Consider the following 14219-nt stretch of genomic DNA (forward strand, 5'->3'; position numbering starts at 1 on the left):
GCCGGTGACGTAATCTCGAAGCCTGGAGCCCGCCGTTCACGGGACCGGACCTTGATCCACGACTTGGGGTTGCACAGCAGATGACTGCGATTTCTCTCGGCATGCCGTCCGTTCCGACCAAGCTCGCCGAGCGCCGCAAGAGCCGGCAGATCCAGGTCGGAAGCGTGGCGGTCGGCGGAGACGCGCCGGTCTCGGTCCAGTCGATGACCACCACCCGCACGTCCGACATCGGCGCCACCCTCCAGCAGATCGCCGAGCTGACCGCCTCCGGCTGCCAGATCGTCCGGGTGGCCTGCCCCACGCAGGACGACGCCGACGCCCTGTCGACGATCGCCCGCAAGTCGCAGATCCCGGTCATCGCGGACATCCACTTCCAGCCGAAGTACGTCTTCGCCGCCATCGAGGCCGGCTGCGCCGCGGTCCGGGTCAACCCCGGCAACATCAAGCAGTTCGACGACAAGGTCAAGGAGATCGCCAAGGCCGCCAAGGACCACGGCACCCCGATCCGGATCGGCGTCAACGCCGGCTCCCTGGACCGCCGCCTGCTCCAGAAGTACGGCAAGGCCACCCCCGAGGCCCTGGTCGAGTCCGCGCTGTGGGAGGCGTCGCTCTTCGAGGAGCACGACTTCCGCGACATCAAGATCTCGGTCAAGCACAACGACCCGGTCGTGATGATCGAGGCCTACCGCCAGCTCGCCGCCGCCTGCGACTACCCCCTCCACCTCGGCGTCACCGAGGCCGGCCCGGCCTTCCAGGGCACCATCAAATCCGCCGTGGCCTTCGGCGCCCTGCTCTCCGAGGGCATCGGCGACACCATCCGCGTCTCCCTGTCGGCACCCCCCGCCGAGGAGGTCAAGGTCGGCCTCCAGATCCTGGAGTCGCTGAACCTCAAGCAGCGCGGCCTGGAGATCGTCTCCTGCCCGTCCTGCGGCCGCGCCCAGGTCGACGTCTACAAGCTCGCCGAAGAGGTCACCGCGGGGCTGACGGGCATGGAGGTCCCGCTGCGCGTCGCCGTCATGGGCTGCGTCGTCAACGGCCCCGGCGAGGCCCGCGAGGCCGACCTCGGCGTCGCCTCCGGCAACGGCAAGGGCCAGATCTTCGTCAAGGGCGAGGTCATCAAGACCGTCCCCGAGTCCAAGATCGTCGAGACCCTCATCGAGGAGGCCATGAAGCTGGCCGAGCAGATGGAGGCGGACGGCATCGCCTCGGGCGAGCCGTCGGTGTCGGTGGCGGGCTGACCGTCCAGGGGGGCGCGGGGAACCGCGCCCCATCCCCCGCGTTCCCGGCCCCGGAACTCAGGGACGCACCGCCAAAGCAGCGCGGCTATAGTGCGGAGATCAGCAGAACCCCCAGCCTGAGGCCCCGTACGTGTTGACGCAGACCACCTCCCGGGTGCTCGAACCGAGTGACCTCGACGCCGCGCTCGCCGTCCTTGACCGCGAGCCGGTCGTCAACGCCTTCGTGACCGCCCGCGTCCGGATCGCGGGCCTCGACCCCTGGCGGCTCGGCGGCGAGATGTGGGGCTGGTACGAGGACGGCATGCTGACGTCCCTCTGCTACGCGGGCGCCAACCTCGTCCCCATCTGCGCCACCCCGCGCGCGGTCCGCGCCTTCGCCGACCGCGCCCGCCGGGCCGGCCGCCGCTGCTCCTCCATCGTCGGCCCCGCCGCCGCCACCGCCCAGCTGTGGCGGCTGCTGGAACCGCACTGGGGCCCGGCCCGGGAGGTCCGCTCCCACCAGCCGCTGATGGTCACCGACCGGATGCCGGCCGCCCCCGCCCCCGACCCGTACGTCCGTCGCGTCCGCAAGGACGAGATGGAGACGATCATGCCGGCGTGCGTGGCGATGTTCACCGAGGAGGTCGGCGTCTCCCCGATGGCCGGCGACGGCGGCCTGCTCTACCAGGCCCGGGTCGCCGAACTCGTCGGCGCCGGCCGCTCCTTCGCCCGGGTCGACCAGGACGGCCGGGTCGTGTTCAAGGCGGAGATCGGCGCGGCCACCTCCCAGGCCTGCCAGATCCAGGGGGTGTGGGTGGCCCCCGAGTACCGGGGGAAGGGCCTCGCGGCACCCGGCATGGCGGCGGTGCTGCGCTACGCCCTCGCGGACGTGGCCCCCGTGGTGAGCCTCTACGTCAACGACTTCAACACCGCGGCGCGCAGGACGTACCGCAAGGTGGGCTTCCAAGAGGTCGGAGCCTTCATGAGCGTTCTGTTCTGAGGCCCCTGTACGCTCCCGGCATGGACCTCGCCATCGGCCCCCTGGATCTGGCAGCCCGCGTCGACGAGGCTCTGGCGGTCCAGGCCGTCGCCTTCGGGCTCGGCCCCGACGAAGTCGCCGTACGCCGTCAGATCGTCCAGCGCCATATGCAGTACAACGGCGCCCGGGCGCTCGGCGCCACCAGCCGGGGCCGGCTGGTCGGGTTCGTCTACGGCATGCCCAACAGCCGCACCCACTGGTGGTCCACCGTCGTCGAGCCCTACCTCCGGGCCGGCGGCCACGACCACTGGCTGGACGACTCCTTCGTCATCACCGAACTGCACGTCCACCCCGACCACCAGAACCGCGGCATCGGCCGGCGCCTGATCACCGCCATCACCGACACCGCCGCCGAACCCCGCTCGATCCTCTCCGCGATCGACACCGAGAGCCCCGCCCGCGGCCTCTACCACGCCCTCGGCTACGTCGACCTCGCCCGCCAGGTCCACTTCCCGAGCGCGCCGCGGCCCTACGCCGTGATGGGCGCCCCGCTGCCGCTGCGCCGCCGCTAACCGATTTCCACCGGCACAGCGAGCCCGGCTAACCTCCTATGCCATCACCCTTATCTGGCAGGAGTACGAGAACCATGGCCAACGCACCGGTCCAGCGCATGTCCCAGTTGATGGCGAAGACGCTGCGCGACGACCCGGCGGACGCCGAGGTCCTCAGCCACAAGCTCCTGGTCCGCGCCGGTTATGTCCGCCGCACGGCCGCCGGCATCTGGAGCTGGCTGCCCCTCGGCAAGAAGGTCCTCGCCAACGTCGAGCGGATCGTCCGCGAGGAGATGGACGCCATCGGCGCCCAGGAGGTCACCCTTCCCGCCCTGCTGCCGCGCGAGCCCTACGAGGCGACCGGCCGCTGGGACGAGTACGGCCAGGAGCTGTTCCGGCTCAAGGACCGCAAGGGCGGCGACTACCTCCTCGGCCCCACTCACGAGGAGATCTTCACCCTCCTGGTCAAGGACCAGTGCACGTCCTACAAGGACCTGCCGGTGATCCTCTACCAGATCCAGACCAAGTTCCGCGACGAGGCCCGCCCCCGCGCCGGCATCCTGCGCGGCCGTGAGTTCCTCATGAAGGACTCGTACTCCTTCGACCTGGACGACGAGGGCCTCGGCGCCTCCTACGCCCTGCACCGCGAGGCCTACCAGCGCATCTTCCGGCGCCTCGGCCTCGACTACCGCATCTGCGCGGCCACCGCCGGCGCCATGGGCGGCTCCAAGTCCGAGGAGTTCCTCGCCCCGGCCGAAGCCGGCGAGGACACCTTCGCCGACTGCCCCACCTGCGACTTCGCCGCCAACACCGAGGCGATCACCTACACGCTGAAGCCGGTCGACGGCTCCGCCGTGCCCGCGCTGGAGGAGATCCCCACCCCCGACACCCCGACCATCGAGACCCTCGCCGCCTCGCTCGGCGTTGCCGCCTCCGCCACGCTGAAGAACCTGCTGGTCAAGGTGGACGGCGAGATCGTCGCCGTGGGCGTGCCCGGGGACCGCGAGGTCGACATGGACAAGGTCGAGGCGCACTTCGCCCCGGCCGCCGTCGAGATGGTCACCGAGGCGGACTTCGCCGAGCGCCCCGACCTGGTCCGCGGCTATGTCGGCCCGCAGGGCCTGGGCGAGAAGGTGACGTACATCGCCGACCCGCGCGTCGCCCCCGGCACCGCCTGGATCACCGGCGCCAACAAGGAGCACACGCACGCGAAGAACGTCGTCGCCGGCCGTGACTTCGAGGTCGACACGTACGTGGACGTGGTCGTCGTGCAGGAGGGCGACCCCTGCCCCAAGTGCGGCACCGGCCTGAAGCTGGACCGCGCCATCGAGATCGGCCACATCTTCCAGCTGGGCCGCAAGTACGCCGACGCCCTCAAGCTCGACGTCCTCGGCCAGAACGGCAAGCCGGTCCGCGTCACCATGGGCTCCTACGGCGTCGGCGTCTCCCGCGCCGTCGCCGCGCTCGCCGAGCAGACCGCCGACGAGCAGGGCCTGTGCTGGCCCAAGGAGGTCGCCCCGGCCGATGTGCACGTCGTCGCCGCGGGCAAGGCGCTCCAGACCGAGCTGGCGCTGGACGTCGCCGACAAGCTCGCCGCCGCGGGCGTCCGCGTCCTGGTGGACGACCGGGCCGGGGTCTCCCCGGGCGTGAAGTTCACCGACGCCGAGCTGATCGGCGTCCCGCAGATCCTCGTGGCCGGGCGCCGCTCCGGTGACGGTGTGCTGGAGCTGAAGGACCGCAAGACCGGTGAGCGCGAGGAGCTGACGGTCGAGGAAGCGATCGCCCGCCTCACCGCCTGACCGCTCGCGCACGGACCGGACCGCACCGCCCGGCGAGGGGCGGCGGTCCGGTCCCGGCGTTTCCCGCCGGGTGCCGGAGTGCGGCCGGGCGGGCCCGCCGGGGCTGTCCGGCTAGAGCCACCCGGCGAATTCCAGCAACAGCTCCGCGTCCTTGGGGCGCCCCACCCGCAGCGCCCGCACCCCGGACTCCACGGCCCGGAACAGCGTCCAGCCGCGCAGCCGCTCCTGGTCGACCTCCAGCGACTCCGCGAGCCGCTTGATCCGGCGCCGGGTGGTGGACGGCCCGGAGGCCACCGCGATCAGGTCCTCCACCCGGTCACGGACCAGCCGCGCCAGGTCGAAGGCGCACTCGCCGACCACCGGGTCCGGGCCCACCGCGAGCCACGGCATCCGCTCCCCGGCCAGCACCTTGCTCTGCCGGAACGTGCCGTGCAGCAGCAGCCGCTCCGGCGGCTCGGCCAGCAGCTCCTCGCGGGCGGCGAGCGCCGCCTCCACCAGGGGGGCCGCCTCCGGCGCGGTCCCGGCGCCGGCCCGCATCGCCTGCGCCTGCCGCCCGGTGCGCTCGGCGACCGTCTCGAAGACCGGCCCGGCGGGCGGCTCGACCCACAGCCTGCGCAGTGTCCCCGCCGCCTCCAGCAGCGCCTTCGCCTCCGGCAGCGAGCGCACCGACACGTCCGGGTGCAGCCGCTCCAGCAGCAGCGCCCCGTCGCCCGCACCGGTCTCCAGCAGCTGTACGGCGCCGAAACCGGCCCACCGCGCCAGCGCCGCCCGCTCGCTCTCCGGGCGGGCCCGGGGCGGCGCCAGCTTCAGCACCGCCGGGGTGCCGTCCGCCCGGCGCACCAGCACCACCAGGCTGCTCCGGCCGCCCGGCACCTGCACCCGCTCGACGGTCAACTCGCGCCGGGAGACGGCCTCTCCGGCCGCCTCGGGCAGCCGCGCCAGCCAGTCGTCCCCGGCCGGTGCCGCCTCACCGAGCGCACGCACCAGGCGCTGCGGCGGTTCGAAAGCCATGCGCGAGTCGTTCCTTCCTGTCGGGTCTGTCCCGTCGTCCCGTCCGGCCCTTGTGCCGGCCGTCCTTCCCCGGCGCCTGCCCGGTGCGGTCCCCGCCGAGTCCCCGCCCCGCCGTCCGGCGGCACGGGCCCGTTCCACGGTCCGCCGGACGCGCGCCGACGCGCGATCCCGCCGCACCGGCGCCCGACGGCGCCTAGCGCGACGCCGACGCGGTGGCCGACGGGGCGGTCCCGGCCGCGCCCGTCTGCTCGCCGGAGCGCTCCGCGAGCCCAGGGAAGGCTACGCTCTGTCCGCTCCAGCGCACCGCCCGCACCGCGGCCTCCCGCAGCGCCCCGGCCGCGTCGGCCCGCCGTGCGCCGGTCGTCGCCCGCACCAGATCCGAGTAGACCCCGGCCAGCCGCTCCTCCAGCCGCGCGGCCAGCCGCACCGCCGCGGACCCGTCCTGGACCGGGAAGGGCAGCGCGTACGCGGCGTTCGCGGCCACCGGGGTGGCGCCCAGCTCGCGCACCGCGCGGACCAGCGCGTCCCGGCCCGCCCGGTGGGCGTCGTACGCCGCCCGCGCCTCGGCCCGGCGCCGCTCGCCGATCCGCCCGCCGACGACCCCGTACCCGTACACCGCCGCGTGCTCCGCCGCCAGCGCCGCCTGCAGGGCGGTCACCTCGGCCTGTGCCGTCTCGTCGCTCACCGTGCTCCCTCCGTCAGCAGGGACGCGTGCGCGGCCCCGGCCGCCGCCACCGACGCCAGCAGCCGGGCCAGCTCGCCCGGCACCTCCAGCAGGTCCTTCGCCCGCCGGCCGGCGAGGTCGCGCTCGGCGGCGGCAAGACCGGCGACGGCGTCCTTCTCGGCGGCCGGGACGGGAGCGGCGGAGGCCGGCGCCGTGGCCGTGGGCGTGCCGGTGGCCGTCGCGCCCTCCTCGAAGGCCGCCGCGTGGGCCGCGACCTGCGCCCGCAGCGGGCGCAGCCGCTCCGCGAGCCCCGGATGCGCGGCCAGCACGGCGTCGTAGCGCTCCAGCAGCCCCCGGCTGTCCCGGGCCGCACGCGCGCGTGCGGCGCCGGCGGCCGACGGGCCCGCCTCGCCGGAGCCCGGACCGGCCGAGCAGCCCGCCAGCAGGGCGGCGCCGGCCGCCGAGACGAGCAGGGATCTTCTGCGCGGCCCCGAGCGGGCGCGCTGCGGTGAGGGATACGGCACTGCGGACGTCCTCGGGAACTCGTGCGAAGGGGCAGGGGCGACGGAAGAACAGCCGGTGAGCGGCACGCCCGTGATCACCGTACCCGCGCGCCCCGCGCCCACCACTCACCGGCACCGCCCGGCCACAGGTGGACGGCAACACTCCCTGCGACCGGATACCCTTTGACCAGACACGCGACCCATCCCACAACAGCACACGCGGCCGAGGAGTCACCCGGATGAGCACCACCCAGAGCGAGAGGCTGCGCGAGCTGCTGGAACCGCTCGTCGTCTCCCAGGGGCTGGATCTCGAAGAGATCGCCGTCGACTCGGTCGGACGCAAGAGAGTGCTGCGTGTCGTCGTGGACTCCGACACCGGAGCGGACCTGGACGCGATCGCCGATGTGAGCCGTGCGCTCTCGGCGAAGCTGGACGAGACCAACGCGATGGGCGAGGACGCGTACGACCTGGAGGTCGGCACCCCCGGCGCCGAGCGTCCCCTCACCGAGCACCGGCACTACGTGCGCGCCACCGACCGGCTGGTGAAGTTCCAGCTCACGGAGGGTGACGAGGTGGTCGCGCGGATCCTGGCGGTCGACGACGAGGGCATCGACGTCGAGGTGCCCGGGGTGAAGGGCCGCAAGCCCACCGCCCGCAGGCTCGGTTTCCCGGAGATCGCCAAGGCGCGGGTGCAGGTCGAGTTCAACCGCAAGGACAGCAAGGACAGCGAGAAGGACATGAAGGAAGAGGAGGAGGCGTAGCCGTGGACATCGACATGAGCGCCCTGCGGGGCTTGGTGCGGGAGAAGGAGATCTCCTTCGACCTGCTGGTCGAGGCGATCGAGTCGGCCCTCCTCATCGCCTACCACCGCACCGAGGGAAGCCGCCGACACGCGCGCGTGGAGCTCAACCGGGAGACCGGGCATGTGACCGTGTGGGCGAAGGAGGACCCGGAGGACCTGGCCGAGGGGCAGGAGTCCCGCGAGTTCGACGACACCCCGTCCGGCTTCGGCCGTATCGCCGCCACCACCGCCAAGCAGGTGATCCTGCAGCGGCTGCGCGACGCCGAGGACGACGCGACGCTCGGCGAGTACGCGGGGCGCGAGGGGGACATCGTCACCGGCGTGGTCCAGCAGGGCCGCGACCCGAAGAACGTGCTCGTGGACATCGGCAAGCTGGAGGCCATCCTGCCGGTGCAGGAGCAGGTCCCCGGCGAGACGTACCAGCACGGCATGCGGCTGCGGTCCTACGTCGTCCGGGTGGCCAAGGGAGTCCGCGGCCCGTCCGTGACCCTCTCCCGCACGCACCCCAACCTGGTGAAGAAGCTCTTCGCCCTGGAGGTGCCGGAGATCGCCGACGGCTCGGTGGAGATCTCCGCCATCGCCCGCGAGGCCGGCCACCGCACCAAGATCGCGGTTCGCTCCACCCGTTCGGGCCTGAACGCCAAGGGCGCCTGCATCGGCCCCATGGGCGGCCGGGTGCGCAATGTGATGGGCGAGCTGAACGGCGAGAAGATCGACATCGTCGACTGGTCGGACGACCCGGCCGAGATGGTCGCGAACGCCCTGTCACCCGCTCGGGTGAGCAAGGTGGAGGTCGTGGACCTGGCCGCGCGGTCCGCCCGGGTGACGGTGCCGGACTACCAGCTGTCGCTGGCGATCGGCAAGGAGGGCCAGAACGCCCGCCTCGCCGCCCGGCTGACCGGCTGGCGGATCGACATCCGGCCCGACACGGAGCAGTCCGGGGAATAGATTCCGGACCATCTGTCGCTGAGATCACGACAACAGCCGTTCGATTCTTGCCCCAAAGGGGTGAGGTCGGTACGGGGAGGTAGACTTAACTGTGTCTGGCCGGACGCACGCCGGAGCATGCCCTGAACGCACCTGTGTGGGGTGCCGGAAGCGGGCGGCCAAGAACGATCTCCTGCGGATCGTGAGGATCGAGGACGCATGCGCCCCCGATCCTCGCGGTACGCTGCCCGGCCGGGGCGCCTATGTGCACCCCGCCCTGGTCTGTCTCGACCAGGCGGTACGCCGCCGGGCGTTCTCGCGGGCACTGCGCGCCCCGGGAACGCTCGACACAAAGGCGTTGCGTCGTTACGTCGAGCAGACAACAGTTGCCGAGCAGGCAACGCCGTAAGACGTGTCGCGCGGAAGTCCCCGTTGCGGCCCTGGTACCTCGCGAGTCGAAAGCAGGTCGAGATTGCGATGAGCACTCGATGAGTACGCGATGAGTACGCCCATGAACTAGCGACGGTCCGGCTTCAACCCGGACCTCAAAGGAGCGAAGTGGCTAAGGTCCGGGTCTACGAACTCGCCAAGGAGTTCGGTGTCGAGAGCAAGGTCGTCATGGCCAAGCTCCAGGAACTCGGTGAATTCGTCCGTTCGGCGTCTTCGACCATCGAAGCGCCGGTTGTACGTAAGCTGACCGACGCCTTCCAGGGCGGTGGCAACGGCAAGTCCGCCGGCAAGCCCGCCCCGCGCAAGGCTGCCCCCAAGCCCGCCGCGCCCTCCCCGGTGCAGGCGGCACGTCCGGCTGCCCCGAGGCCGCCGGCTCCCAAGCCTCCGACGGCGCCCGCTGCCCCGCAGCCGGCCGCCTCCTCGGAGCCCGCCGCGTCCGCGCCGGCCCCCGGCCCGCGTCCGGTGCCGGGTCCCAAGCCCGCGCCGCGTCCGGCGCCGGCCGCCCCGGAGTTCACCGCTCCGCCGGCCGCCCCGGCTCCGGCCCCGCAGGCTCCGGCCGCCCAGGGCCCGCGCCCCGGCGCCCGTCCCGGCGGCCCGAAGCCCGGTGCCCGCCCCGGCGGTCCCGGCCAGGGCCAGCGTTCCGAGCGTCCCGAGCGTCCCGCCGCTCAGGGCGGCGCCCCGCGTCCCGGTGCCTCCGCGCCGCGTCCGGGTGGCCGTCCGGCCGGTCCGCGTCCGGGTAACAACCCCTTCACCTCCGGCGGCAACGCCGGTATGGCCCGCCCGCAGTCCCCGCGTCCGCAGGGCGGTCCGCGCCCCGGCCCCGGCGGTCCCGGCGGCGCTCCCCGTCCGCAGGCGCCCGGCGCCCAGGGCGGCGGTCCGCGTCCGCAGGCTCCCGGCGGCGGTGGCCGTCCGTCCCCGGCCGGTATGCCCCGTCCGCAGGGTGGCCCGCGTCCCGGCCCGGCCGGTCCGCGTCCCAACCCCGGCATGATGCCGCAGCGTCCCGCTGCCGGCCCGCGTCCCGGCCCCGGTGGCGGCGGTCGCGGTCCCGGCGGTGCGGGTCGTCCCGGCGGCGGTGCCGGTCGTCCCGGCGGCGGCGGCTTCGCCGGTCGTCCCGGTGGCGGCGGTGGCGCCCGTCCGGGCGGTGGCGGCGGCTTCGCCGGTCGTCCCGGCGGTGGCGGCGGCTTCGGCGGCGGTCCCGGTGCCGGCGGCGGTGGCCGTCCCGGCTTCGGTGGCCGTCCCGGTGGTCCCGGTGGCCGTGGTGGCACGCAGGGCGCCTTCGGCCGTCCCGGCGGTCCCGCGCGTCGCGGTCGCAAGTCGAAGCGGCAGAGGCGCCAGGAGTACGAGGCCATGCAGGCCCCGTCCGTCGGCGGCGTGATGCTGCCTCGCGGCAACGGCGAAGCCATTCGCCTGTCGCGCGGTGCGTCCCTCACCGACTTCGCGGAGAAGATCAACGCCAACCCGGCGTCGCTCGTCGCGGTCATGATGAACCTCGGCGAGATGGTCACGGCCACGCAGTCCGTCTCCGACGAGACGCTCCAGCTCCTCGCCGGCGAGATGAACTACACGGTTCAGATCGTCAGCCCGGAGGAGGAGGACCGCGAGCTGCTCGAGTCCTTCGACATCGAGTTCGGCGAGGACGAGGGCGGCGAGGAGGACCTCGTGGTCCGTCCGCCGGTCGTCACCGTCATGGGTCACGTCGACCACGGAAAGACCCGACTGCTCGACGCCATCCGCAAGACGAACGTCATCGCGGGCGAGGCCGGCGGCATCACCCAGCACATCGGTGCCTACCAGGTCGCGACCGAGGTCAACGACGAAGAGCGCAAGATCACCTTCATCGACACCCCGGGTCACGAGGCGTTCACCGCCATGCGTGCCCGTGGTGCCCGGTCGACGGACATCGCGATCCTCGTCGTCGCGGCCAACGACGGCGTCATGCCGCAGACGGTCGAGGCGCTCAACCACGCCAAGGCGGCCGACGTCCCGATCGTCGTCGCGGTCAACAAGATCGACGTCGAGGGCGCCGACCCGACCAAGGTGCGCGGTCAGCTGACCGAGTACGGCCTGGTGGCCGAGGAGTACGGCGGCGACACCATGTTCGTCGACATCTCCGCCAAGCAGGGTCTGCACATCGACTCCCTGCTGGAAGCCGTGATCCTCACCGCGGACGCCTCGCTCGACCTGCGGGCCAACCCGCACCAGGACGCGCAGGGCATCTCGATCGAGTCCCGGCTCGACCGCGGCCGCGGTGCCGTCTCGACGGTCCTCGTCCAGCGAGGCACCCTGCGGGTCGGCGACACGATGGTCGTGGGCGACGCCTACGGTCGCGTGCGCGCCATGCTCGACGACAACGGCAACAACGTCGCCGAGGCCGGCCCGTCGACGCCGGTCCAGGTCCTGGGCCTGACCAACGTCCCGGGTGCGGGCGACAACTTCCTGGTGGTCGACGAGGACCGTACGGCCCGTCAGATCGCCGAGAAGCGCGCGGCCCGTGAGCGCAACGCCGCGTTCGCCAAGCGCACGCGCCGCGTGTCGCTGGAGGACCTGGACAAGGTGCTCAAGGCCGGCGAGGTCCAGCAGCTGAACCTGATCATCAAGGGTGACGCTTCCGGTTCGGTCGAGGCCCTCGAGTCCTCGCTGCTCCAGCTGGACGTCGGCGAAGAGGTCGACATCCGCGTCCTGCACCGCGGCGTCGGTGCGGTCACGGAGTCCGACATCGACCTGGCGATGGGCTCCGACGCCATCGTGATCGGCTTCAACGTCCGCGCGGCCGGCCGCGCGGCGCAGATGGCCGAGCGCGAGGGTGTGGACGTCCGGTACTACTCGGTCATCTACCAGGCGATCGAGGAGATCGAGGCGGCCCTCAAGGGCATGCTCAAGCCGGAGTACGAAGAGGTCGAGCTCGGTACGGCGGAGATCCGCGAGGTCTTCAAGTCGTCCAAGCTGGGCAACATCGCCGGTGTCCTGGTCCGGTCGGGCGAGGTCAAGCGCAACACCAAGGCGCGTCTGGTCCGCGACGGCAAGGTCATCGCGGAGAACCTCACCATCTCCGGTCTGCGTCGCTTCAAGGACGACGTCACCGAGATCCGCGAAGGCTTCGAGGGCGGTATCAACCTCGGAAACTTCAACGACATCAAGGTCGACGACGTCATCGCGACGTACGAGATGCGGGAGAAGCCGCGGGTGTGACACCCACGGTTCGTGCCGGCCGACGGGACTCTTCCGGTCCCGTCGGCCGGTGCGGCGTTTGCGGACCGTTCGCGGTCCGTCCGCACCCTCCACGGAGCGTAATATCCGTCGAGCGTGCGGGCCCCTTCGTTGTACGGTTCTTGATGTCCCCGGCCACACGGACCCGGGGCCATCGATCCCGTACCGGCGGGTGAACCGGATACACACATGTACGTGGGGACTCTGTCCTTCGACCTCCTCCTCGGCGACGTCCACTCGCTGAAGGAGAAGCGCTCCGTCGTCCGCCCGATCGTCGCCGAACTCCAGCGGAAGTACTCCGTGAGCGCGGCCGAGGTGGATCACATGGACCTCCACCGGCGAGCGATCATCGGCGTGGCCATGGTCTCCGGCGACACGGCGCACCTCACCGACGTACTGGACCGGTGTGAGCGGCTGGTCGCCGCCCGCCCCGAGGTGGAACTGCTGTCCGTGCGGCGGCGGCTCCACGGCGACGACGACTGACCACAGAACACGAGCAAGAGAAGAAAGAACGGGAGACGGACCAGTGGCCGACAACGCTCGGGCGAAAAGGCTGGCGGACCTCATCCAAGAGGTGGTGGCCCAGAAGCTGCAGCGCGGGATCAAGGACCCGCGGCTCGGCTCGCACGTCACCATCACGGACACCCGCGTCACGGGTGACCTGCGGGAGGCGACCGTCTTCTACACGGTCTACGGCGACGAGGAGGAGCGGCTGGCCGCTGCGGCGGGCCTGGAGAGCGCCAAGGGCGTCCTGCGCTCCGAGGTGGGCCGTGCGGCCGGGGTGAAGTTCACCCCCACCCTGACCTTCGTCGCGGATGCCCTGCCGGACACCGCCCGGACCATCGAGGACCTCCTCGACAAGGCCCGGCAGTCCGACCAGAAGGTACGCGAGACGGCCACGGGCGCCTCGTACGCGGCGGGCGCCGACCCCTACAGGAAGCCGGCCGACGACGAGACCGACACGGACGGCGACGCCCCCGAATGACCCAGAAGCACACCACGCCCGACGGCCTCGTCATCGTCGACAAGCCGTCGGGCTTCACTTCGCACGACGTGGTCGCCAAGATGCGCGGGATCGCCAGAACCCGCCGCGTCGGCCACGCCGGCACCCTCGACCCGATGGCGACCGGCGTCCTGGTCCTCGGGGTCGAACGCGCCACCAAGCTCCTCGGGCACCTCGCGCTCACCGAGAAGGAGTACCTGGGCACGATCCGCCTGGGCCAGAACACGCTCACCGACGACGCCGAGGGCGAGATCATCTCGTCCACCGACGCCTCCAAGGTGACCCGGGACGCCGTCGACGCCGGCATCGCCAAGCTGAGCGGCGACATCATGCAGGTGCCGTCCAAGGTCAGCGCCATCAAGATCGACGGCGTACGGTCGTACAAGCGGGCCCGCGAGGGCGAGGACTTCGAGATCCCCGCCCGGCCGGTGACGATCTCCTCCTTCACGGTGTACGACGTCCGGGACGTCGTCGCCGAGAACGGCACCCCCGTGGTCGACCTGGTCGTCTCGGTGGTCTGCTCCTCCGGCACCTACATCCGGGCCCTCGCCCGCGACCTGGGCGCCGACCTGGGCGTCGGCGGCCACCTCACCGCGCTGCGCCGGACGCGCGTCGGGCCGTACAAGCTGGACGCGGCGAAGACGCTGGAGCAGCTCCAGCAGGAGCTGACCGTGATGCCGGTCGCCGAGGCCGCCGGTGTGGCCTTCCCGCGCTGGCAGGTCGACGCCAAGCGGGCCCGGCTGCTGCTGAACGGCGTCCGGCTGGAGATGCCGGAGACCTACGCGGGCGCCGGCCCCGTGGCCGTGTTCGACCCCGAGGGCGCCTTTCTCGCGCTCGTCGAGGAGCACCGGGGCAAGGCCAAGAGCCTGGCCGTCTTCGCCTGAGTCCCGCGCGACCCGGGCAACCCGGGCGCGAGCTGGGTACCCGGGCGCGACTCGGCACTCTGCCGTGGAGCGGCGGCCGGCCACGGGGTGGCCCCTGCCGCCGCTCCACGGTCCCCCCTCGGTTCCCCCACCCCTAGGGTTATCCAGCGGCTTCCGCCTATTCACCCGACTGGGCAGGCGCTCGGAGTGAACCGGGGGAGCGGAAGGGGGCGCGTTCGCCGC

Annotated in this window: 14 protein-coding genes; 11 read left to right on the top strand and 3 right to left on the bottom strand. The window is 72.5% G+C overall.

Annotation, left to right across the window (positions count from 1 at the left end; genetic code table 11):
• Positions 1–80: 80 nt before the first annotated feature.
• The 4 genes from ispG (at position 81) to ACF073_RS25465 (ending at position 4546) form a co-directional block, all read left to right on the top strand.
• A complete protein-coding gene (gene ispG / locus ACF073_RS25450) occupies positions 81–1238 on the top strand; it encodes a flavodoxin-dependent (E)-4-hydroxy-3-methylbut-2-enyl-diphosphate synthase (RefSeq protein WP_392073661.1) in 1158 nt (385 codons plus the stop codon).
• A 130-nt stretch (positions 1239–1368) separates the two neighbouring features.
• Entirely contained in the window at positions 1369–2217 is an 849-nt protein-coding gene (locus ACF073_RS25455) for a GNAT family N-acetyltransferase (protein WP_392073663.1), read from the top strand.
• Between the two features lie 20 nt (positions 2218–2237).
• Positions 2238–2768 carry a GNAT family N-acetyltransferase gene (locus ACF073_RS25460; protein ID WP_392073666.1) on the top strand — a complete coding sequence of 177 codons (531 nt, stop codon included), beginning with the start codon at positions 2238–2240 and terminating at the stop codon, positions 2766–2768.
• Between the two features lie 74 nt (positions 2769–2842).
• Positions 2843–4546 (top strand): proline--tRNA ligase, encoded by a 1704-nt coding sequence (locus tag ACF073_RS25465; protein ID WP_392073668.1) that lies wholly within the window; start codon positions 2843–2845, stop codon positions 4544–4546.
• Between the two features lie 111 nt (positions 4547–4657).
• On the opposite strand, the gene ACF073_RS25470 is transcribed toward ACF073_RS25465, so the two are convergent.
• The 3 genes from ACF073_RS25470 to ACF073_RS25480 all read right to left on the bottom strand — a co-directional run bounded on the left by ACF073_RS25470 (position 4658) and on the right by ACF073_RS25480 (position 6745).
• Positions 4658–5557 carry an aminoglycoside phosphotransferase family protein gene (locus ACF073_RS25470; RefSeq protein ID WP_392073669.1) on the bottom strand — a complete coding sequence of 300 codons (900 nt, stop codon included), beginning with the start codon at positions 5555–5557 and terminating at the stop codon, positions 4658–4660.
• A 193-nt stretch (positions 5558–5750) separates the two neighbouring features.
• Positions 5751–6242, bottom strand: coding sequence for a ferritin-like domain-containing protein (locus ACF073_RS25475; RefSeq protein ID WP_392073670.1), 492 nt, complete (start codon positions 6240–6242; stop codon positions 5751–5753).
• Positions 6239–6745 carry a hypothetical protein gene (locus ACF073_RS25480; RefSeq protein WP_392073672.1) on the bottom strand — a complete coding sequence of 169 codons (507 nt, stop codon included), beginning with the start codon at positions 6743–6745 and terminating at the stop codon, positions 6239–6241. Before ACF073_RS25480 ends, ACF073_RS25475 begins: the two co-directional genes overlap by 4 nt.
• Before the next feature lie 218 nt (positions 6746–6963).
• Between ACF073_RS25480 and rimP the strand changes: the two genes are divergently transcribed.
• The 7 genes from rimP (at position 6964) to truB (ending at position 13997) form a co-directional block, all read left to right on the top strand.
• On the top strand, positions 6964–7485 hold the full coding sequence (rimP, locus tag ACF073_RS25485; RefSeq protein ID WP_392073674.1) for a ribosome maturation factor RimP: 522 nt from the start codon (positions 6964–6966) through the stop codon (positions 7483–7485).
• A 2-nt stretch (positions 7486–7487) separates the two neighbouring features.
• Positions 7488–8474, top strand: coding sequence for a transcription termination factor NusA (nusA, locus tag ACF073_RS25490; protein ID WP_392073676.1), 987 nt, complete (start codon positions 7488–7490; stop codon positions 8472–8474).
• Between the two features lie 91 nt (positions 8475–8565).
• Positions 8566–8862, top strand: a complete 297-nt coding sequence (locus ACF073_RS25495; RefSeq protein WP_392073678.1) for a YlxR family protein — start codon at positions 8566–8568, stop codon at positions 8860–8862.
• 149 nt (positions 8863–9011) lie between these two features.
• Positions 9012–12092 (top strand): translation initiation factor IF-2, encoded by a 3081-nt coding sequence (gene infB / locus ACF073_RS25500; protein WP_392073680.1) that lies wholly within the window; start codon positions 9012–9014, stop codon positions 12090–12092.
• Positions 12093–12299: 207 nt separating this feature from the next.
• Positions 12300–12593 (top strand): DUF503 domain-containing protein, encoded by a 294-nt coding sequence (locus ACF073_RS25505; protein ID WP_392073682.1) that lies wholly within the window; start codon positions 12300–12302, stop codon positions 12591–12593.
• A gap of 43 nt (positions 12594–12636) precedes the next feature.
• Positions 12637–13095 carry a 30S ribosome-binding factor RbfA gene (gene rbfA / locus ACF073_RS25510; protein WP_392073684.1) on the top strand — a complete coding sequence of 153 codons (459 nt, stop codon included), beginning with the start codon at positions 12637–12639 and terminating at the stop codon, positions 13093–13095.
• Positions 13092–13997, top strand: coding sequence for a tRNA pseudouridine(55) synthase TruB (truB, locus tag ACF073_RS25515; RefSeq protein WP_392073686.1), 906 nt, complete (start codon positions 13092–13094; stop codon positions 13995–13997). The genes rbfA and truB overlap by 4 nt, the downstream gene beginning before the upstream one ends.
• Positions 13998–14219 lie beyond the last annotated feature (222 nt).

Origin of the sequence: Streptomyces sp. NPDC015171 (assembly GCF_043079545.1) — a bacterium.
In the GTDB taxonomy this organism is placed as follows: Bacteria; Actinomycetota; Actinomycetes; order Streptomycetales; family Streptomycetaceae; genus Streptomyces.

What these genes read in the sequence shown, in the direction of transcription:
- truB (WP_392073686.1), top strand. Translation starts at nt 13,092, where the DNA reads ATGACCCAGAAGCACACCACGCCCGACGGCCTCGTCATCGTCGACAAG.
- ACF073_RS25505 (WP_392073682.1), top strand. Translation starts at nt 12,300, where the DNA reads ATGTACGTGGGGACTCTGTCCTTCGACCTCCTCCTCGGCGACGTCCAC.
- ispG (WP_392073661.1), top strand. Translation starts at nt 81, where the DNA reads ATGACTGCGATTTCTCTCGGCATGCCGTCCGTTCCGACCAAGCTCGCC.
- ACF073_RS25460 (WP_392073666.1), top strand. Translation starts at nt 2,238, where the DNA reads ATGGACCTCGCCATCGGCCCCCTGGATCTGGCAGCCCGCGTCGACGAG.
- ACF073_RS25470 (WP_392073669.1), bottom strand. Translation starts at nt 5,557, where the DNA reads ATGGCTTTCGAACCGCCGCAGCGCCTGGTGCGTGCGCTCGGTGAGGCG.
- rimP (WP_392073674.1), top strand. Translation starts at nt 6,964, where the DNA reads ATGAGCACCACCCAGAGCGAGAGGCTGCGCGAGCTGCTGGAACCGCTC.
- ACF073_RS25465 (WP_392073668.1), top strand. Translation starts at nt 2,843, where the DNA reads ATGGCCAACGCACCGGTCCAGCGCATGTCCCAGTTGATGGCGAAGACG.